Genomic DNA, 20,978 nt, shown 5'->3' with positions numbered 1-20,978 from the left:
ATGTACGCGTTCGAGCCACACCGGCGCCGCCGCGACGAGGCGGAGCCGGAGGAGGCCGCCGACCGGGTGGCGGAGCAGATCAACCGCGACGGCCTCGCCGCGGTGCCGCTGGACCTGTCCGGCGTGCGCATTCACCACGATGACACGGCGGTACGGTCGATCGGGGCGGTCGCCTACACGCACGACCTCGACATCGTGGTCGGCAACCGGGCCGGCCCCGGCGACCTGGCCCACGAGCTCGGACACGTGGTGGCCGACGCCCACCACGCAGGGCCGCCGCCGGTGCGCCGCCGGATCGTGCCCGAGGACGTCAGCTCCGAGATGGCCGGTACCACAATGAAGACGACGGCGCCGGCCGGCGCCGTCGCCGCGGGCACCACCGTCACGGTGGTGAGCTGGGCGAACGACAGTGATACCGCGCGCGTCCGGGTGCCCGGCCCGCCGCCCGCGGAGACCGACCTCCCCAAGTCGATCCTTCTTCCGGTACGGCCGGTGACCGCCGGCGTCGCACCGTACAGCGCGGGCGCGGCGGCGCAGGCGGCCACGGTGCGACGCGGGGAAGCGGCGATCGCGGCGGAGGCGGCTCGGCCCGGCGGCCCGCGGCCCGGGGAGATCCCCCGGCTCGAGGGTCTGCAGGACACCCGCGAGAAAACGCTCAACCGCCGATTGATCCAGGAGACGATGCTCAACCGGTTCGACCCGCTCATCAAACTCTGGACCGACCACTACAACGCCCAGTTCGGCTACACCGCAGCGGCCGGGCTCGACCCGAACCTGGTCAAGGCCATGCTGTTTCAGGAATCGCAGATGGGAACGGCCGGCGAGCATCTGATGCCCACGCCGGCCGGCCCGGCCTCGCGCAAGTCCCGGTTCAACCTGGGGCAGGTGATCGATACCTCCGGTCCGGCACTGCTCATCATGATCCAGGAGGTCGACGCCGCCCTGTTCGCCAAGTACAAGCTGGAGAACCTGCGGCCCGATCTGATCGCCGCGCAGAACCGGTGGGACAAACTGACCAAGAAGGCGACCCGCAGCGCCGCCGAGAACGCCGAGCTCGCCGCCCTGTCCGGCCTGTCCGGCCCCGGTGGCAGCTGGGAGGACTACTTCTGGCAGTACCGGGCGCCCGGAGCGCCCGCCGGCTTCGCCACCGCTGTGCAGGAATTCTTCACGGCGTCGGTCGGCGCCACCACCCGCCAGCTCGATTACGAGTTCTGGATCCGCACCGCCATCCGCTGGCTCTTCGAGAAACGCAAGAACGTGAGCAGTTGGTCGGAGGCGGTCCGCGCGTACAACGGCAGCGGGCCCAAAGCCGCCACCTACCGCGATGAGGTGACGGCTCGCGCCGCCGCCGCGGTCAAGGCGGAGAAGGCCGGCAAGCCGTTCACCCCGACCGGCGTCTAGCTAGGCGTGTGGGGCCGCGGCACCGACGCCCCGCGGCTGGTGCGCCACCTGGGAGCGTTGTTCCACGGCGGTGCGATTACCGAGACCCATGGGGCGCAGTTCCAAAACGCGTACCGGGCGGCGTGGGCGGCCTGCGCCGGACTCGGCGTCGAGGCGGAACCGTTCCCGCCGAACACCCGGGGCTACCTTGTCGTCGACGTCGGCGGTTCGTCGACCGCCCTGCCGCTGGAGCCGGACGGCGGTGAGCAGGAACCGCCGGTAGTTGTGGCGTCGCGGGAGGACGAACAGAGCCTACTGCGGCTTATGGCCGATTTCGGGTGGCGGGTCCTCGAAGTGGACGCGCATCCCGAGACGGTGACCGCCATCCTGCGCCGCCGCCTCGGTGACCGGGTGTCGCGCGCCAGCAACATCAGTCCGGTCGTGCTGCTGGACGGTCACGAGTTCGGCGCGACGGCTGCGGCCAGCGCCCGGCCGATCGTCGGTGTCCTCCCGTGGCTGCCGTTGTTCGTGGCGACGCTGCTCGAACACCAGCGCAGCCAGTTCAGCCGCCTCGGCCAGCGGGCGTTCGACGACACACTCGACGCGCTGCGGCGGGTGCGGATCGCCTTCGCGGTCACGGTCGAGGTCCGTCTCGGCGAGGAGACCAGGCGGCTCCCGGATCGGCTGCACGGGGTGCTGCCGGCGCCGCACGCCGAACATCCGACCCTGATCGTCGAGGGAGCGGAGCCGGACCTGGACTGCGACATGCTGGAGGCGATGGCGGAGCCGCTGGCCTACCTCATCGGCCGGCGCGACTACGCCCGCACCCTGCGCTGGGCCGCGGAGCGGACCCGGCGGATCGGTGTCCCCGTCGCCCAACTCAGCGACGATGACGTGGCCGAGATCTGCGACGTCACCGCCGAGGACATCCGGGCGATGGCACGGCGCATCCAGTCGGCCCTGCAGCCCGTACTGCATCGTCTCTATCCCGTTCTGGCGTACTACCTGGACGCCGAAGCGGCCGCGGCGTTCGATCCCGACTCGCCGTCGGTGGAGAGCGAGCAGGACGCGCGGGACCGGCTCGCCGCGCTGGCTGACCGGCTCGGCCACGAACCGGACCGGCTGTTCGTTGCCGCTCTCGACGCTCCGACCCTCGCGGTACTCCAGCAACAACTGAAAATCCCGGTCCGCGAGCTCAACGCCACCCTTTCCGGAATGGGCGGGCGCTATGCGCTCATCGACTACAGCGCGCAGTACGCCGAGGACTTCGCCGACTATGCACGCGGCCAGCGCGACTCGCTGCTCGACCGGCTGCGCTGGCATCGATGGGATCGGTTCGCGGCCGGCGAGCCGCAGCCGGACTGGCCGCAACTCCGGCGCGTCGAGCTACTCGCCCCCGACCCCAGTTGGGGCACGATCGTCGACGTGCTCTCGGCCGACCTCATGGCGGTGCGGGTTGAGGAGGAACTCGAGGCGCGGCTGGGCGGACGACCGCCGACCAGCGGCCCATCCCTGCCGCGCCGCAGTGACTGCGCGAAGGCCAACGCCGAGCTGGTCGACACCGCCGCCCGACGGCTGGCCAAGCTCGTGCGCGCCTGGCTTGAGCGACACGGCCGGCCCATTCCCGCGCCGTGGACCGATGAGGCGTCGGCGGGTCCCGCGCTGCGCGCGACGCTCGACTCGGCCGGAGCGCTCGACTTCGCCGTCCTGACATTGCCGGATGTGCTGCGCTGGTTGCAGACGCTTGGCGTCTGGCCGGCCGACATGCTCCCGACCGATGACGCCGCCACGCTCGAACTCACAGACGACGACCTCGACCGCCAAAAGGCCGAGGAGCGGCAGCAACGCGCCGAACGGGAACGGCAGCGACGGACCGTGACCATCGACGACAAGCCGTTCGACCTGGACGACGGCTTCGCATCGCTACGCGCGGCTCTCGACGACGCGCTTGACCGGACGCCCGAATTCCTGACCACCCCTCGCAAGTTCACCGGCCTTCAGGAAATCGACAGCCGACCGGGCTGCGGCGCCCGGACCAGCGGTGGCGGCTTCGGCGGCGGCAGGTCCGCCTCCGAGCTGTCGAGCCTGCAGAAACTGGGGGTGGGTTTCGCCGGCGAGTGGTACGCGTATCGGTGGCTGGAGCGGCATTACGGGGCCGACTTCACCCCGGAGTGCTGGGTTTCGAGGTACCGCGAGCAGGTATTTCCCGGCACCGGTGACGACGGCCTGGGCTGGGACTTCGAAATCCCCAGCCGGCGCGGCAGTTGGTACTACGAGGTTAAGACCACGCTCGGCGAGGGTGGTCGGATCGAGCTAGGCGAGACCCAGGTGATCGCGGCGCAAGAGAACGCCCGGAACCAGCGGTGGCGGCTCATCGTGATCACCAACGTCATGAATGAGAACCGCCAAATCCGCATGCTGCCGAACCCGTTCGAGCCGGCGAGCCGCGGCCGTTATCAGTTCGCCGGACAAGGTCTCCGTCTGGAGTACCGCTGGTCGTGACCGTCGGCAGCCCTGTTAGCCCTGCCCGTCGGTGGCTCCGGATGCCCGCGTGGTGCTCCGGTGCTGCTCGAATGGACGACAAGCTTCGCGAGTTAATCGACACACTGCGATGATTGTCCGTTCTCCTCGACAACCTGATTCGGCCGTTGCCCAGGAATCGGAAGCCGCTCGTTGGTGAGCCGGCGGCGCCGGACCCCTACCGGTCAATCGTCCACGCCATCGGCGTCAGGGTCCGTGGTCGCGTTGGTCAGCCGCCGATGTCCTCAACTGGTCACCTCGACGAGGCCTGGCCGGTCTGCGGTCGCGGCACCAGTAGATAAGAAGCCGATTTTGAGGATGCCCAGCCCTGAGACCTGAGGCGGTCGGTGGTCTCCCAGCAGGGTGCGGATGCGCGATGATGAAGTCATGAACCCGGCGGGCCGTCGCACTCCTGAGGCGTCTGAACCGGTGACGCTGCGTGTGATCACGGAGAGCAATCGTAAGTCTATTGAGGACTTGAGGGTGGCGGCGGGGCAAGAGGCCTTCGTTGACGGCGTCCAGCAATCGCTTGTCGAAGCAGCAGCCACTCCGCACGCCAGGCCGTGGTACCGGGCCGTCTACTCGGGAGAGGCCCCGGTGGGCTTCGTGATGCTCGGCGATGACGTTCCCCCTGGTAGTCCCCACATACCTTGGCGCTACTACCTTTGGCGGCTGCTGATCGACGCGCGTTTCCAAGGCCGCGGCTATGGTCGCGCGGCCCTGGACTGTGTCGTCGCGTATGTGAAGACCCGTCCGGGCGCGGATGTGTTGGTGACGAGCGTGGTTCCGGGACAGGGCTCGCCGATGGGTTTCTACCAGCGGTACGGGTTTCAACCCACAGGACAGATGTTCAACCACGAGCAGGTCCTGAAGCTGCGGCTGGAGAAAATCCCGGCGACGAAATGATCGCCGTGCAGCGGTCAGTCAGGGGTGAATGTGCGCACTGCGGTCATCCGCTGGAGTGCCGGGGGAGCCATCTTCGGTTCATCCTCTTCGGCGGCGAGCGCCAGTCGGCCGCCGCCATGGCCGTCGGCGACTGCTCACGATAATCGGGTTACGCGCGCCAAACATCGTCGATGCCGGTGGTGACCCATCTGCCAGTGTCGGCGAGCACTGGCATGGTAGAGGCATGTGCAGGGACATTCGCGTGCTCCACAACTTCGAACCGCCTGCGACCGGCGATGAGATCGAGGCCGCCGCCCTCCAGTACGTGCGCAAGGTCAGCGGAACGACACGGCCGTCCGCCGCCAACGCGGAGGCGTTCGACGAGGCGGTCCGCGCTGTCACGACGGCCATCCGAACACTACTGGACAGCCTCGTGACGAAGGCGCCTCCCCGTGACCGCGAGGTGGAGGCCGCGAAGGCCAAGGCGCGCGCGGCCGAAAGATATGGGATTCGAGCGGCGGCCTCGGACTGACGGCTCCCGATCTCACGGGCCACGCTCGGTTAGGGCTTCCTGCTCGGTGACCTCTTCGGCGGACCCAAGGAGGTCACCATGTATAGGGCTTCCTGACGGGATGATCATCACGCGACGTGGCGGGCGAACGGCCGTTCGGCCGCCTGACCGCGGAGCGAATCTTGAGGCTGGCCCATAGTTGAGGCCGTACGAAGTGACCGTGCCCTGACGGCCAGCCGGGAATGCGGCAGTTTCGCCGTGCAGCGTCGGCGAGTTCATTTCCGCTTCTCAGGCGAGGTCGTCGTTGGCGGGTACTTCGATGTCGCGCCACCGAAGGTGGTTGATGATCATGCCGAGGATCACGACGCCTCGCCATACCCCGATGCCGATAGCGACGGTCGCTCCGGTGAGAGGGATCGCCCAGTAGACGCCGTGCAGCGCCGGCCACAGGCTGATCAGCACCACGGCTGCCACACCGCTCCAGGTGATCCCGGTGGATAGAGGCTTGGGTTCGGCGGGGGTGCGAGCCATCGGGGTTATCCTTGCAATCGGGCGTCGGGACCACGGTAGGCGGCCGATGCGCGAGTAGCGGTGGCGCTCGGCGTTAGTGTTGCTCGGTACCGGCCCTGTAGGGCGACTCGCGTGGCCGGCATCGATGGTCGCCGTCGGCAACTTGGCAAGCGTGGCACCCGAAGCGGTGCGCGCATCAGGCGACAAGAAGGCCTATGTCTGGGGCCGGTCATCCAGGCGCCACTTGTGCCCCTCAGAACAGGTCCACGTTGGTTGGCCGGCGTTGATACTGCACCCACCGAGAGCGATCCGTCCCTCGTTGGCCGCTGCGATCATTTCCGGGCCAGGTTCCCCGTGGACGATCGGTATGCCGGGACGGCTGCAGTGAGGGCAGGTGGATGCAGGCGTAGAGACGGAAGCCCCCAGGTCGGCGCGGAAGACGTACGGCGTCGCAGCGGCCAGAGTGTCCTCTCGGCTGAACTCGGTGATCTCAGGGCGGCTGCTCAACGCGCGCGTGACCACCGTCAGCACCCATTCCTCCTCGTGCCGGGCGGCGCGCACCTCGTTGGTTGTCAGGAGCACTGCCGGACGGATGCCGCTCACGCCCTTTACCTCTACCTTGACGATGGCGCCACCCGGGTGGGTGCATGTGAGGTCCCAGCCGAGCTTTTCCGTGCTGACGTCCTCCACTGTCCAGCCCTCGTCCTCATACGCCTGAGTGACCGCCTTGGTGGCTGCGTCTTCTACTGCGCGGTTCTGCAAGGGGCTGCCGAAGCCAGCGCCTTGGTCGGTCACGGTGATCTCATCCTGTTTGACCGGGTGGCTGGGGCCATTCACCAAGCAAAGCGTCGATCTTCGTAAGCTGGTCAGTGGTAACCCATGACGGGTTGCTGCCGCCCGGCATTCGCTGGACTTCGAGATCCTCGATTCCCGCTACGCGGAGTTCGGCGTCCGTCACGGGTGCGTCGAGCCTCAGCGGGATATGCACCGGCACGCTGTATGTGACCGCAATGCGTGCATCCTCGTCGAGCCAGTAGTCGACCTCGTCTTCGTCGCCGACTATCTCGGCTACGTCGCCAGCTTCGCCCGTGACGTACCCGGCACCCCAGATACCCCTCGGGTAGCTCGATTGGCGCCCGGACAGCCAGAACAAGATCGGGTCGCCGGCTTGCATCATGTGGCTGCGGTAGTTCTCGCGCAGGGACCAGCTGTCGATGTAGTCGTTGCCGTCGTGGACGAAGCCCGGGAAGTCCCACACCTTTGGATCACACTTGATCAGCCATGCGCCGAGGTTGCCAGCGTTGATCGCTCTAGTCATGGCTCGCCGCCCTCCCGCAGGCCGTCCGTGATTCATGCGATCTTGCAGGCGAAGTCTGCCCGCCGTCACCTGGCAGGTCAACGCCGGATTGTGCGGAGCTCGGCCGGTTCGTCCTGTCGGGAATGTGCGAGCGAAGGTGGTGAGTGGACACCCGCCGTCTGGGACCGGTCTTTCGGCGGAGTCGCGGGAGGCATCAGGGCGACTAGTACTCCAGCCGGGGATTGTGATCACGGCTCGATGAGGGCTTGTCGGGTGTAGTGGCTGGTCTTGGCTCGGGCTTGGTGACGGCGCCGGCGGATGGACCAGAGCAGCGGGTCGCAGCGTCGGCGGGTGGGTTCGATGATCAGGATGTTGAACAGGTGGCGTAGCTCGTTGACAGTCAGCGGGATCAGATCGGCCGGGTTGTAGCGGTGGCGGTGGCTGGCGGACGCGGCGGCGAGGAAGGCGTGGGCGAGGATCGCGAGGGTGGTCCAGCGGTGCCAGGACGTCCAGCGGCGGTGTTGGTGCTGGTCGAGGCCGAGTCCGGTCTTCGCGGCCTGGAACGATTCCTCGATCTTCCAGCGGCGGCCAGCAACCGCGACGAGCGTGTGCAGCGCGGCGGGTTCGGGTGACCAGCAGCGGTAGAAGGCCAGCTCGCCGGTCCTGCGGTTGCGGCGGATCAGCAGCCAGTGGTGTCCGCCGTGCTCGTCGGCGGTGTGTGACAGAGCGGTGAATGACCAGTCGTAGTAGCGGTAACCTTTCGCGCCCTGGCCGGCGGACACGCGCTGCGACGCGGTGGCGGGAAGACCCGCGGCCAGCACGTCGACGCGGTAGGTGCCGATGCCGGTGGTCACCTGGTGCGAGCAGGCCACGGCCAGGACGTAGCCCAGTCGCAGCTGACGTAGCCGTGCGGCCAGGCGCGGATCGTTGCCGTAGGCCTCGTCGCCGGCCGCCCACCGGCACGGCAGCCCGGCAGTGACCGCGGCCTCGATCATGCGGGACGCCAGTTGCGGCTTGGTCGCGAACCGCACGGTATCGGGGATGCCGGCCTCGGTGCGACGCTCGGGGTTGTCGCACCACGACTTCGGCAGGTAGAGGGCCGTGTCGAGCATCGCGTGAGCAGCCTCGGTGGCGTAGACGAGATGCACGGCGAGCTGACAGTTCTCGATCTTGCCGGCCGTGCCCGAGTACTGCCGCTGAACGCCGACGGTGTGCCGTCCTTTCTTCAGGTCACCCGTCTCATCGATGACCAGCACGGCTTCGGCATCGCCGAGCTGCCGGGCGACGAACGCGCGGACGTCGACACGGACCGCTTTGTCGTCCCACTTCACCCGGTTCAGCAGGTCCTGCATCCCGTCCGGGCCGGCGTCTCCGGCGTGCTCCGCAATGGTCCAGCAGTTCTTCGCCGGTAACGGCGCCAGCAAGCCCCGGACGAAGTCACGCACCCGGCGACGAGGCTCCGGCCTGCGGAAACGATGCCCGACAGTCAACATCAGGTCGTCGAACAACACCCGCCAACGCTGGGCGTCTACCCTGTATCCGGCAGCCACCGCTGCGTCATGGTCAGTCCACACAACCGTCCATGATCGACGGTGGCTGCCCTCATTCCTGCTCCGGCCCAAACCCTCCCGCAGCCAAGGTCAACATCCCCGGCTGGAGTACTAGGCTTCACCGGGCAATCGGTCGGAAAAAGGTCAGATAAGGCTGCTCCACTTCATGGCAATTCGGTTCAACACCCCACCGGGCTGGCCACCAGCACCCGAAGGTTTTCTCCCACCGGCCGGATGGCAGCCGGACCCTTCTTGGCCGGCGCCGCCGCAGGGCTGGCAGCTTTTCATTGACGACGCCCGCTCGCCCAGGCCGGCAAGCTCCGGGCCCACTAATCTGCCTGCGCTGCGGGCTCCCTCAGAGGTGACGAGGCAAGACGCGCAACCTGACGTGGTCACCTTGACCGGCATTCCCGTTTCTGCCCCGCCCCCGCCGCAGGCCGCACCGCCGCCACCCCAGCCGCAGCTCGAACCAGGAGTGTTGTGGGCAGCCAAGGGCCAGCCGCTTACCGGTATCGGGGGAGGCCGGTACAAGTTGACGGCCACGATGCTCTTCTTTGAAAAGGGCGTGTTGTCCACGAACGCGCAGCAGGTGCCGGTTGCTCATGTGCTCGACGTGGACTTGCGCCAGTCGATAGTGCAGAAGGGCCGCGGTGTCGGGAACATCGTTGTGCAGGTGCAGCGCTCGAACGGTGTGGAGTGGGTCATCCTAGAAGACGTCCCGGATCCACGCAACGCCTTGTCGATCATCAACAAGGCCGTGCAGGATGCACGATTGATCGAGCAGCAGCGAATGAACACCCGAATCTACGCGGGACTACCGCCCGTAGTGCCAGAACCACAGCCAGCTCCGGCCACCCCGACGCCACCACCCGCCGCAGCACCGGACCCGATTGAACAGCTGCGTCAGCTCGGCCAGTTGCGCGATGCGGGCATCCTCTCTGAGCAGGAGTTCGCCACCAAGAAAGCCGAGATACTGTCTCGGCTGTAATCGATCCTTAGTGATCCGGAATTTGGCAGTCTTCGGCGCCCGAAGGCGTCAGCGTCCGCGGCTTGCGCTGGTCGATCGGCGACGCCCTCAACCGCCGATGAGCGGTGGCGGCCATGGCCACTCGGGCTTGCCAATCCGAATTCCGCTGCTGTTTGGATGGTGGTAACCGAGGCGGTCCACCCGGCTGAACCAAGGCATTGCCCCTGGGCGCACCCGACACCAGGACCACGGTGGCGATGAAGCGTGCACCTCGCCGATGGTGGGCAGGTGCTGACGCGTCGCTCGGTGTAGAGGGCAGCCGCGCCGCCCTGACCCGGAGGACCGGGCTGTCCGTCGTGGACGCCCGGTCCCCGGAGGGCTCCCGGTATGCAGGGGAGCTGAAGGTGATGGCGAACGCGATCAACGTGGTTTTCCAGCGCATGCGCGCGGTCGGACCTGTCGGTGTACGACGTGCCGCTGCTGCGCGGCGAGTACGCCTACCCGTCCTGGGGTGCCGCAGCCAGTGCGTAAGCACGGGGTGCTCAACGTCCGACCGCCTGGTCGCATCAAATCGGGTGTTTTCAGAGCTACCGGCACATTAGCCCCAGGCTTCCTCGTTGGGCTTGCGGATTTGGGTGGACACGGGGATGTGGCTCGGGGTGAGGTGTTCGGATGGGTGACGCTGCTGCGCGAATCTCGGCCGCCCACGCGGATACCGCCGATCTCACCCCCGCCGGCGACGACTGGGCTGTCGTGTCCGGCGTGCCGTGTCAACACATCGAGCTGCCCTACCTGTGGGCCACCACCGGGCGGGTCCTCGCGTTGCCCGGTCCGCCCACCGCCGGTCAGGTGACCCAGGTAGCCGACTGGCTGCGCGCCAGATCACCACAGTGGACGCTGATGGCCCGGGCCGAGGACGAGCACCAGGTCGTCGGCTTCCAGCGGTGGGACCTGATGCCCGTACTCGCCCTGCAAGGTCCGCCTCCATCGCGCCCTCGATCGGTGGCCGACATCGGACCGGCCCGCGACCGCGACGAGTTCCTTATCCCGTATGGAGCCGAACTGGCACCTCTGGTCACCGGCGCTCACCTTGCCTCCGGACGGATGCATCACCTGGTCGCGCGGGTCGGGGGTGAACCAGTCGGTTGCGCGCGGGTGCGGCTCATGGCCGACACTGCGTATCTGGGAGCCATCACCGTGCTTCCAACCTGGCAGGGCAAGGGACTCGGCACGGCGCTAACCATCGCCTCGGGTGAACTTGCCGCCAGGTACTCAGACCTGGTCTGGCTGCACTGCACCCCAAGTTCACGGACTCTCTACGAAGGGCTCGGGTACCGGCACGTCGACGACCATGTCCTACTCGTACCGGTACCAGGGACCTAGTTGACGGATCAGACTGCGAGTTGCCGGCCTTCCGTGATGTCCCGGGGTCGACATCGCTGCTCGTGATGAGGGAGCAGGTTGGGAGCAACCGGGTGCGCTGAACGGCGTTGGACAGCGTCCGACGGCACCGAACGGCAACCAACTGCACCCATCCCGACGTACGGGTTTCCGTTTCCGCAGCTCAGAGCCGGTGCGGCGTCCTGCTTCACACGGAGTGCTCAGCCAAATTGAGCAGCAGTCGACAATGCTCTATGTCGCCTGGCAGGCGAGTATGCGCAGGTCGGGGCGGTAAGGAGCTGCTGGATGGCTTGGCCTTGCATCTGGGAGCAGATTGGGTGCAGCTTGGCGAAGTGGTCACCGCGCCCGAAGTGCTCACTGACGTCGGACCGGGCGCAAGGCTCTGACCTGCGGCGATGCCGGTGAGCATGCCGGCGTGACCTCCCAGAGAACACCGAAGTGGTCACGCGGTCGACGCGAAGGCGCCGACTTCCTTCCGGTGCCAGGTAGGTGGCTGGAGCGAACCGGCTGAGGATCTCACCGATCGACAATCGTCTCTACGTCTGCCTGTCGGTCAGTCTGGCGTCGTCTTGCTCTCTGGAAGATCGATCCCAGCGGCAACGCGTTGACCAGGACTTCCTGCTCAGTGACCTCTTCTGCGGACCCGATGAGTTCTTGCTCTGCTCGGCGGGCGAACCGCGTCCGGCGTCCGGGGAGTCACGCCGGACGTCGCCGCTTCGGCTAGTGCCCGGATGGCGACTTGCAGCGTAGGTTCGTGCCGCGCCTACCAATGGGTGGCTACGGGTGTCGCTGGGAAGGGCGATCCTCGCGGCGTGTAGGGACCATGAGCTGCGTCCGCGGCCATCCCCGGCGGCTGTGGTCGCCGTTGTTGTGGACACCTCCCGCACGTGACGCTGCGGTCGTCAGCCGCACCGGGCCCGCCCCGATGGTCGCCGCGACGCGCGTTGTCCGTGATCCGTCATTGACACTTCTGGATTTTGGGGAGCACGCTCCATATCGGGACGACGGGATGTTGCTCTACGCACGGGAGCCGGCGATGACGAAGGCGGCGTGCCAGCGCAGTCTCAACCTGGATGGGTTCACCTGCTCCCTGTTGGTCCGTTGGCGGCAGGGCGGGTGCGAGGACACAGGCGGCCCTGCCACCGCTTACCGCGACCGGGTGGTAGACCTGCTGGCGTCGTTTGCCCAGAGGGATTGACCGTGACCGACGCGCGCACATACGTCGGCCTGCTGACGACCGGCCCGGCGGGCAGCGCCTTGGAGAGTGCGGGCGGCAATCGCGCGCACACAGCTCGCTCTGAACTCGTCGAGCGGCTCGACGCCGAGATCGCGTACGTGGAGCGCAAGACCGGCGTTAGCGTCGACCCCTACGGCTGGCGAGCGCTGCTCGGCAAGGCCGATGATGCGCTGGCCAAGCTGTTCGGCGACGGGCCTGATGCGCGGCTGGGCCGGGACGACGTCGGCGGATTGGAGGCGGTGATCGCCACCGACGGGTCCCGACCGGTGCTGTTCGTGGAGGACGACTTCGTCGACGTGCGCGCGCCGTCGATTGGCGACTACGCAGCCCCGCTATCGCGGTTAGAGGACGCGGTGCGGGCGGTCTGTCGTTCGGTCGGGCGGGTCGACGATCCTGCCGCGCAGCCGCTGGGCTACCAAGGCACCGCCTGGGCAGTCGCCGAGGGCATTGTCGTCACCAACTATCACGTGCTTCGGGCCGTCGCACCCTCCGCAGTGCGTCGTGATGGCCGTTTCGAAGGGCGGCTCAACCCAGGCGTAGCCGTTCACTTCGGACACGAGGTGCGCGACGTTCGGCAGGATCGGCGCTTCCCCGTCCGTCGGGTTATCGCCGTCGGGCAACAGGGCGCCGACGAGCACGTCCATCCCGAGCTGCCCAACCTCAACTTCGACGGCCTCGACTTGGCCGTGCTGGAACTCGAGCCCGTTCCCGGGCGCCCGTTCCCGGCGCCGATCACGGTGGCCCGCGGTGACGATCTCCGAACGATGGGCGCGCTGGCCAACGCCGGACGCGGCGTCTACGTCGTCGGCTACCCGGGGAACGAGCAGTCCACCACGCCCGACCTCTTCGTTCGCCTGTTCGCCGGCGTGAAGAGCTTCAAACGACTCGCTCCGGGCCGCATCGTCGATGCCGCCGGTCAGGTCCCGCACGACCCGCGCGGGTGGGTGCTCACGCACGACGTGAGCACGCTCGGTGGCAACTCCGGCTCCGCCGTCGTCGACCTCGACGCCGACGGGCGTACGGCGCTCGGACTGCACTTCGCCGGCCTGCACGCGCGGCAGAATTGGGCGCACGCGTTGGAACGCACGACACGCGAAGTCAACCGGATGCTGCCGGAGTTGCTGGGATGACCCAGACGACGTCTCTCCCTAACTCGGGCCAGCCGGCGATGCTCAGTCTGGCCGGGTCCGTGCGGCCTGACTGGGCACGAATCGACGTGATCTGGGAACGACTGGCGCTCGAGCACGGCAGCCACCTACGCCGGCAGTCAGGGTTGGAGCCGACGCGGTTTCTCGCCGAGGCCTTCGCGACCGCGCTGCGGCTCGGGGTCCTGCGCACGTTCGCCCTTCGCCTCGCCAAAGACGACCTCGTCGCCGAGGGAATCGAGGCCTTCAACGACAAGATCGAGGCGTTAATCGGACGGTCCCTGTTCGCCCAGCAGGCGTTCGTCAACGGGGTCTTCGGCGGCGTTGACGCCAGGCTCGCCGGACGCGGGCTGCTGCGGGCCTGTGACTACGTCTGCCGCATTGACATCGACGAACTGCAGGTCGGCACGGGGGTGCTCATCGAACCCACGCTCGTGGCGACCGCGGCCCACGTGATCTGGCCCCTTGTCGCCCGCGACGCGGATGGCTCGCCGTCGCTCGCGGAGGACGATAGCCTGCGCGCCAGCGACGACAGCCTGCATCGGCTGACCCTGACTTTCGGTGACGCCCTTGATGAGAGCCCAGACGGCGGAACACCCAGCCGCCCGGCCGGTAAGGTGGCCACGCTGCACCCAGACTGGCTCTACTGGGGCAGCCCACCCACACAGCTAGAACGGGCGACGGCCCTGTTCGACGTACGTGACGTCGACGGCATCACGGCATCGGACGGTCCATGGGACCTCGCCGTCATCCGGCTGGCCCAACCGCTCGACCTTCCCGGGCCGCCACAGCTGGTCCGTGAGCCGCCGGGCGGCGTGTTCCCTGTCCATGTCCTGCACCACCCGCATGGTGCACAACGGCAGGGTCAGCCGCTGGTCTGGTCGATCGGCAAGCTGGACGAACAGCTGGGCGGGGTACCGCCGCTGCGCTACCTGCACGACGCCAATACCCTCGGCGGCTCGTCGGGTGCGCCGGTGTTCGACCAGCAGTGGCGCATCGTCGCGGTGCACCAGGCCGGACCTCGCGTCCTGCAGGACGCCGCCCAAGCGGCCGGGCTGTCGCCCGGCGACCGCAACCGCGCGGTGCCGATCCGCTACTGGTGCGAGCGGCTCGAGCGGATCGGACAGCCACCGCCGGACGACGCGCCCATCCTGACACACCTGGTGAACGCAGTTGACCTGAGTCCGTACCCGTACCCAGTGATCGGACGGCGGCGCACCCAGGCGAGCCTGTGGTGGGGCATGCGAGCGAACGCCCCGGCCGTGGACCGGTTGCTCATCGTGCGCGGCGATCCTGGCACCGGCAAGCGCTTCACGAAGCGGTTGGTGCGTGAGTATGTCGAGTCCCAGGGCGGAGCCGTGGCGACGCTCGACCTCGCCAATGCGCTGACCGACGACGCCGCCTCCTTTGCACGGCGCATCGCCGGCGCGATGTCGGCGCAGATCCCGCAGGCCCGGCTCGACGGCCTGACCACGGCACCGCGCGAGGTCCGCCACGAGGTCACACCGGCACTGCGCCGTACCTGGGAGGATCTGGCCAGCCGACACGCGATGTGGCTCGTCCTCGAGGGCTTCGCCGGCGCCGCCCTCGACGTACCGCAGGCCGTGGGCGACCTGGTCACCTCACTCGTCGGGCGGCTGGACGAGTACCCATTGCTGCGACTCGTACTCGTCGGGTGGCCGGGGAACCCGCCTCTCGGTATGGAAGCGTCCATCGAGGACCTTATGCCGCCGACCGGAGCTGACATCGCCCAGCATTTCCTGCCGCCCGGCGACACGCTCGACTGGCAGCTCGTTGACGAGGCCGACCGCCTGCTCGCTAAGGCCCACGCGGACGCTCTGTTCGGCTACGACGCGGCGCACTGGGTAGTTGCCAGGCTCGCCGCGGAGCTGCCGCACGCGATCCCGGTAGGCGAACCATGACAGGCCCCTCCGACGCGTCCGTCACCTCGGCCGTCGAACGCATCGCCCGAGCCTGGTCGCGGCGCTCCGCCGCCGAGCGCGCGGACTTTACCCACCGCCTTTTGCCGGCTGAGGCTCCGTTGGCGCCACCATGGCAGGCGCGGCAGCGGGTACGCCAGCGGGCGGCCCTGTCCGGCGCGGTCGCGCCGCAGCTACTTGTCGCAGACTTTGCCGACGAGCAGGCGGAACATCTACTAGCCGTCCTCGCCCCGGAGTTCGACCGTACGTACGACGGCAGCGCGTGGAGCTGGACGCTGCGCAGCGCACCGCGTCAAGAAACTCTCGTACGGTTGGCCGCCGGCGGCGCAATCATGACCGCCCTGAGCGATGCCGACAACATCCCGACCGACCCGGCAGGGGAGTCGCTGCGTGAGTTGGTCCGGCACGGGCCAGCGGCGTCAAGGGCGGTGTCGCCCGATGTGGCCGTCCAGGCGCTGGCCTGGGCTGTGTCGCTCGGCGGTTTCGCAGGTCACCTTGCCGAGGCCCGCCGGCAGGCGCGCATTCGGGCGATCTCCGCCAGCTACGGCGTCCTGCTGCAACGCGGATTCTTCGGGCGCGAGGCGGTGATGGCCCAGCTTCGGGCGTTCGCCGAGGCGCCTGTCGACCCGGCGGCCGACCTGCCCCTGCTGGCCGTGACCGGCATCGGCGGCGCCGGGAAGTCTACGGTGCTCGCGGCGCTGATCCGCCCGTACCTCGACGGGATGACCGTCGCCGACCCCACGGTGCCGGCCGTCGTGGTCATCGATTTCGACCGAATGCAGTTCCGGATCGACGCGCAACTGGAACTTTCCTTCGAGGTGACCCGACAGCTCGGCGCGGCCCACCCGGTGGCCGGTGCTGACTTCTCCGCTCTGCGTCACCAGGCCCGGGAGGTGCTTCGCGGCACGGGCGGCAACGTCTGGGCCGGCCCAAACTCCGTCGAGAGCGACAGCCGCGGATCGCAGGGTTTCGAGCACGACGCCGGCATCTTGGTGCGTCTCCACGGATTGCAGTCGCGGCCAGTGCTGCTGGTCCTCGACACGTTCGAGGAGTGGCAGCGCGAACGTCCGTACCACGACGCGCCGCGGGAAGACTGGAACGACCCTGAGCGGCGCATTCTCGGGTGGATCGACCGAATCCGGCGCCAGATGGACCTCGGCGGGCTGCGGGTCATCGTGTCCGGCCGAGCCGAGGTCGCGCCGGCTGCGGGACTCGGGCACCCACTGACCGAGCACCTCGGCGACCTCCCGCCCGCTGCGGCGTGCGAGCTGCTGGGCGCCCTCGGTCTGACGGCCGGGCATGCGCATGCACTGGCCGACATCGTCGGCGGCAATCCGCTAACGCTGCGCGTTGCTGCGCGGTTCTTCGAGCGCCTCGACCCCTCCGAGCGCAACGCTTTCATTGCAGGCGGAGCCGAAGCGACGGCCAACCTCGACAGCGACCTGCGACGCGCGGTCCTCTACGACCGCTTCCTCGGGCATATCGGCGATCCCCGGGTGCGCCAACTCGCCCACCCGGGCCTGGTGCTGCGCCGGGTCACCCCTGCCCTCGTCCGGGACGTCCTCGCGCCGCAGTGCGATCTCGGCCCGCTCACGGTCGCCGACGCCGAGGCGCTCACCCGCCGGTTGGCCGACGAGGTGTGGCTGGTCAAGCAGATGCCCGATGGGCTACGACACCAGCCCGATGTGCGCCGCGCGATGCTGAGGATGATGGTTACCGACACCGAACAAACCGTGCGAACGCGGGCAATCCACGAGGCAGCGGCCCGCTGGTACGAGCAAGGACGCGACGACCTGTCGCCCGCGGAGGCGGCGGTAGAGGCGCTCTACCACAGGCTGATGATGCGCGACCGCGACACAGAGATCGACGAGGCACGCGTCGACGCGGAATGGCGCCGGCAGGCGCTCGCGCTCGGCGAGTCTGTGGCGGAACTGCCACCCCGCCTGGCCGCCCAGGTTCGGGTGCTGCGCGGCGACGACATCACCGAGGACGACGCCGCCACGCTTCCCGACGCCATGTGGGCCCGGTGGGTGGTACGGCGCGGCGCCGCCCTCGTCGAGGCTGGCGACGCACCACGCGCCCTCGCGCTGCTTGACGACCGCGAGCTGGCCACGGAGCCCGAGTGGCTGGCGCAGGCATACTGCGAGGCCGCGCGGTGGTCGGAGTACTGGAGCACGGCCGACAGGCGGTTCGCCACTTCTGCACGAGGCCGTGACCGCGAGCGCCCCCGGACCACCCGGTACGCGGTGGTTGATGCGGTGGCTTCGCGCGTGGACACGGACGTGACGACCTGCCTTCGCTGGCAAGCCGACTACCTCGACGGGATCAGCGGCCAGCGACCGCCTGTTGACGAGGCCGTCGAGCAGCTGTTCTACTCGCTGCTTCTGCAGCGGCCCGCAAGCGGCCCCTGGCGCTATCGGCGGCTGGCGGCCGACCTGACCGCGCGACAGGCTCGCGACTCCCGAAAGCGGGAGGATCGGTTCCCGGTCGACCAGCTTCGGCGGGCGCTGACCTGGATGGCCGCCGGTGCGCAGGGACCACCTCTGACACTCGGGCACCTGGCCGGCCTCTACCGCCCTGACCCGTCCTGGGAACGCGACTTCGCGCGACTGACCGGCCGCCCCGCGCCGGTGCCCCGTTCCATCGGTGATCTGCGCACTGACGAGATCCTCGGCGATTTGGCGTTGCGGTTCGGGCGGGAATTCGACGGGGCCAGACTCGCCACCGACCGGCTGCGGGAGTACCCCCGTGTGGTCGGCGTGCTGCGGGGAGACAACCCTGAGCTGCGCCCCGCCATCCGGCTGGCGCTGGCCGAGCTCCTCGGCGAGGACCAGGCGTTGGTGCGCCTGGCTCGGATCGCCGAGCAGCTGTTGCCGGTACCCACGGCCGACCTGACGCCTGCTGCCATGCCCGCCGACGAGGCACCGGAGGCCCGTGCGGTTCTCACCCGACTAGTCGAGTACGTGGACCGGTCCGGGGTCATGGGCCCATTCCTCGACGTCGCACGCGCCGCCTGGCCGGCGGGCCGGCGGCTGCGGCGCACCCAGCGGGCGTTCGTGCGGTGGGACCTCGCGTACGCCGGCGTGCTCGACGCGGTTGCCGACGAGCTGCGTGCCGGTCGCCGGGCGCCGTCCGGCCCCGACCTGACGCTGAGTGTCCTCCCCCACCGGGGTGATCCGCAGCCGCTCGCTAACGAGCTGTTGACACGGCTGCGCCGCCACATTGCGCTGGCTGGCCTCACGACGACGCCCGGCGCTGCTGGCGAGGTCGTTGTCGCCCGGCCGACCTCCACCGCTGGGCGGGTCGCCCTGACCGACATCCTCATGGTTACCCTACGCAACGTCGGGGTCCGCGGCATCGTCGTGCGCTCGGAGCGCCACGAGGTGGGTCTGGGCGCCGGTCCGACAACGCTGGCGTCCGGCATCCGCCAACTCGCCGAGCTCCTCTCGGAAGCCGCAGCGCCGGCATGACCGTCAATAGCGCCCGCGCTCGGTGAGTTCACGCAGCTCGGGGGACCTCCTGGGCCTTTTGCCGCAATGACGCCAGGGCGGGGTTTACCCCGCCGACGGATTCCTCGCCGCCAAGCGGGATCATGACGCCTTGCGCCACCATCTCTACGCTTGCCACGAGCTCGTGGGTCAGACCTGTGGCGCGGGCGAGGTCCTTGTCGGCTTCCTCCCGGCCCTTCTCGGCCTTCGAGGCCTGCTGCCGGAAGTCGTTGATGCGAGGGATCGTCACGCTGACTCCCGCCAGCGCCCCGATCAGGAAGGAGAGCCATGCCAGCGCCCCGTCGTAGACAGCGAGCCGGTCCCGCCAGTCGCCTGCCGCAGCCATCGTCCACACGGTCAGCACCACAAACACGACCAGGGCGGCCAGGACGACTACCTGGACGAAGCGGTTTGAGTACCATGCCGGCCCATCTGCGGCCGTCCGGGTGGTGTCCCGTGCGGACACATCGGCGTCAGTCATGACGTAACTCCAATGATGAGGGCAGGGGCTTCGGCGAGGGGTTCATCACGACGAGCGGCCACCGGCAGCCATGTTCCTGACATGCGGCGATGCCGCACTCGCCAGGGCCGTTTCGATTTGAGCTTCCCCCGGTTTCCTGGACACCTGAGCTGAGGCGACACTGGTCGCCGAGGGAGGAGTTCGGATGCCCGCACCACACCCGCCGGAGTTTCGTCAGCGCGCGGTCGAGTTGGCTCGGCTGCGGGACAAGCCGATCCGGGAGGTGGCCACGGACTTGGGGATCTCCGAGTCGTGTCTGCGTAACTGGCTGGCCCAGGCCGACACCGACGACGGTAAGCGCGAAGGTCTGACTAAGCGACGAGCGCGTTAAGTCAAGTTGATATTGCGAGGTTGTTTGCGACCGACTCCGGACTTCACCAGACGTGGGGAATTAGGCGAGCACGGCTAGCTGCAAAGTCTCGGTAGCGGTTGCCAAGCTCAGCGACCAGGGCGCGCTCCTCGATCCGAAGTCGATAGATGAGAGCGATTAAGATCACGACCACCGCGGCGGCAGTGCTGACCCAGTTCCCCAGCATCAGGCCGCACCCGGCGAAGGCGAGCAGCAGGCCTGTGTAACTCGGGTGCCGCAGTACCCGGTACGGACCGCTATCCACGACGGGCTGATCCTCACTGGTCTTCACTACTACTGTGAAGTACATCCCTAAGGTCACGAAGGACCACCAACGCAGCAGCAGGCCGAGCCACCCGATCACCACCCCGAGCGCGAACAGCCACGGGCCGCCGATGGTGGCGTCGGGTGCGACAGCTCGTCCGGCAGGTAGCAGCAGGATTCCACCGAAGAACATCGCCCGGAACAGTGTCTCCGCGCGCAGATTGATACGGGTCGCGCCGTGCCGTACGCGGAGCGCCTGCGAAACCTCGCCCACCGCGAAGGCGCCGACGCTCGCATCCAGGACGATGCGAGCCCAGGCCGAGTGTTCTCCATACGGCGCGAGCACACGGGGATTATCGCCTGGTCCCCGAGGTGGCGGCTATACACACCCCCGCGACAGCGGGCGTACGCGAACCCGTTCGCCCGGCGCGGGAACACCGCACTCTCATGGCCGCCGACCGTGCACGCTGTGTCTCGGCGCACCGGTCACGCTGAATAACGTCAGCCTCGGCGCTGTTCCTTGGGTAGGCGCCGAAGCGAAGCGCCAAGGTTCCGGGCGGCGCCGCGGTCGCGCACCGGGGATCGGGGAGCACCCGGGGAGCAGTCGGGTGCGCTGAACGGCGTTGTACTGCATCCAACAGTGCCCAACGGCGCTCAACTTCACCCACCCGGACCTGCGGGTTTCCGTTTTCGCAGGTCGGAGTCGGTGCGGCGTCCTGCTTCACACGGAGTGCTCAGCCGTTTTGGCCAGCGGTCGATGCCGTTCTATGTTGCCTGGCAGGCGAGTATGCGCAGGTCAGGCCGGTAAGGAGCTGCTGGATGGCCTGGCCTTGCATCTGGGAGCAGATTGGGTGCAGCTTGGCTAAGTGGTCACCGCGTCCGAAGTGCTCACCGGGGTCGGACAGTGCAGAGGGCTCCGACCTGCGGTGATGCGGGCGAGCGGGTCGGCGTGACCTCCGAGGGAAGACCGAAGTGGTCAGGTTTCACTGCTTCCAGCCGGGCTCGTGCCGGCTG

At 68.4% G+C, this 20,978-nt stretch carries 16 protein-coding genes; 10 read left to right on the top strand and 6 right to left on the bottom strand.

Annotated elements, in window-relative coordinates; translation table 11 throughout:
• From ACFYOS_RS12510 to ACFYOS_RS12495, 4 genes are all read left to right on the top strand, one after another.
• Positions 1-1,401, top strand: coding sequence for a DUF4157 domain-containing protein (locus tag ACFYOS_RS12510; RefSeq protein ID WP_387139265.1), 1,401 nt, complete (start codon positions 1-3; stop codon positions 1,399-1,401).
• Positions 1,402-1,665: 264 nt separating this feature from the next.
• The gene (locus tag ACFYOS_RS12505; RefSeq protein ID WP_387139262.1) at positions 1,666-3,882 is read left to right on the top strand and encodes a protein NO VEIN domain-containing protein; all 2,217 of its coding nucleotides are present in this window, start codon (positions 1,666-1,668) and stop codon (positions 3,880-3,882) included.
• 387 nt (positions 3,883-4,269) lie between these two features.
• The gene (locus ACFYOS_RS12500; protein WP_387139259.1) at positions 4,270-4,806 is read left to right on the top strand and encodes a GNAT family N-acetyltransferase; all 537 of its coding nucleotides are present in this window, start codon (positions 4,270-4,272) and stop codon (positions 4,804-4,806) included.
• Between the two features lie 223 nt (positions 4,807-5,029).
• A complete protein-coding gene (locus ACFYOS_RS12495; protein ID WP_387139256.1) occupies positions 5,030-5,317 on the top strand; it encodes a DUF2277 domain-containing protein in 288 nt (95 codons plus the stop codon).
• A 267-nt stretch (positions 5,318-5,584) separates the two neighbouring features.
• On the opposite strand, the gene ACFYOS_RS12490 is transcribed toward ACFYOS_RS12495, so the two are convergent.
• From ACFYOS_RS12490 to ACFYOS_RS12475, 4 genes are all read right to left on the bottom strand, one after another.
• Positions 5,585-5,827, bottom strand: a complete 243-nt coding sequence (locus ACFYOS_RS12490; RefSeq protein ID WP_387139253.1) for a hypothetical protein — start codon at positions 5,825-5,827, stop codon at positions 5,585-5,587.
• 192 nt (positions 5,828-6,019) lie between these two features.
• Entirely contained in the window at positions 6,020-6,643 is a 624-nt protein-coding gene (locus ACFYOS_RS12485; protein WP_387139250.1) for a DUF3883 domain-containing protein, read from the bottom strand.
• On the bottom strand, positions 6,609-7,124 hold the full coding sequence (locus ACFYOS_RS12480) for a hypothetical protein (RefSeq protein ID WP_387139248.1): 516 nt from the start codon (positions 7,122-7,124) through the stop codon (positions 6,609-6,611). Before ACFYOS_RS12480 ends, ACFYOS_RS12485 begins: the two co-directional genes overlap by 35 nt.
• Before the next feature lie 227 nt (positions 7,125-7,351).
• Positions 7,352-8,596, bottom strand: a complete 1,245-nt coding sequence (locus ACFYOS_RS12475) for an IS701 family transposase (protein ID WP_387139601.1) — start codon at positions 8,594-8,596, stop codon at positions 7,352-7,354.
• A 454-nt stretch (positions 8,597-9,050) separates the two neighbouring features.
• Here ACFYOS_RS12475 and ACFYOS_RS12470 point away from each other — a divergent pair, with 454 nt between their 5' ends.
• The 5 genes from ACFYOS_RS12470 to ACFYOS_RS12450 all read left to right on the top strand — a co-directional run bounded on the left by ACFYOS_RS12470 (position 9,051) and on the right by ACFYOS_RS12450 (position 18,813).
• On the top strand, positions 9,051-9,641 hold the full coding sequence (locus ACFYOS_RS12470; RefSeq protein WP_387139246.1) for a PH domain-containing protein: 591 nt from the start codon (positions 9,051-9,053) through the stop codon (positions 9,639-9,641).
• A gap of 651 nt (positions 9,642-10,292) precedes the next feature.
• Entirely contained in the window at positions 10,293-11,003 is a 711-nt protein-coding gene (locus ACFYOS_RS12465; protein ID WP_387139243.1) for a GNAT family N-acetyltransferase, read from the top strand.
• Between the two features lie 1,218 nt (positions 11,004-12,221).
• Positions 12,222-13,388 carry a trypsin-like serine peptidase gene (locus tag ACFYOS_RS12460; protein WP_387139240.1) on the top strand — a complete coding sequence of 389 codons (1,167 nt, stop codon included), beginning with the start codon at positions 12,222-12,224 and terminating at the stop codon, positions 13,386-13,388.
• Positions 13,385-15,325 (top strand): trypsin-like serine peptidase, encoded by a 1,941-nt coding sequence (locus tag ACFYOS_RS12455; RefSeq protein WP_387139237.1) that lies wholly within the window; start codon positions 13,385-13,387, stop codon positions 15,323-15,325. The genes ACFYOS_RS12460 and ACFYOS_RS12455 overlap by 4 nt, the downstream gene beginning before the upstream one ends.
• Entirely contained in the window at positions 15,322-18,813 is a 3,492-nt protein-coding gene (locus tag ACFYOS_RS12450; protein ID WP_387139234.1) for a hypothetical protein, read from the top strand. Before ACFYOS_RS12455 ends, ACFYOS_RS12450 begins: the two co-directional genes overlap by 4 nt.
• Before the next feature lie 28 nt (positions 18,814-18,841).
• Here ACFYOS_RS12450 and ACFYOS_RS12445 read toward each other — a convergent pair whose 3' ends face one another.
• A complete protein-coding gene (locus ACFYOS_RS12445) occupies positions 18,842-19,312 on the bottom strand; it encodes a hypothetical protein (RefSeq protein ID WP_387139231.1) in 471 nt (156 codons plus the stop codon).
• Positions 19,313-19,496: 184 nt separating this feature from the next.
• Between ACFYOS_RS12445 and ACFYOS_RS12440 the strand changes: the two genes are divergently transcribed.
• Positions 19,497-19,682, top strand: coding sequence for a transposase (locus tag ACFYOS_RS12440; protein ID WP_387139228.1), 186 nt, complete (start codon positions 19,497-19,499; stop codon positions 19,680-19,682).
• 43 nt (positions 19,683-19,725) lie between these two features.
• Here the strand turns inward: ACFYOS_RS12440 and ACFYOS_RS12435 are convergent, their stop codons facing one another.
• Positions 19,726-20,310, bottom strand: a complete 585-nt coding sequence (locus tag ACFYOS_RS12435) for a methyltransferase family protein (protein WP_387139225.1) — start codon at positions 20,308-20,310, stop codon at positions 19,726-19,728.
• Positions 20,311-20,978: the final 668 nt, after the last annotated feature.

Source organism: Micromonospora sp. NPDC005806, assembly GCF_042871425.1.
Classification (GTDB): Bacteria; Actinomycetota; Actinomycetes; order Mycobacteriales; family Micromonosporaceae; genus Micromonospora.
The sequence above is the reverse complement of the archived record's forward strand: the minus strand, read 5'-3'. Positions and strand labels throughout refer to the sequence as shown.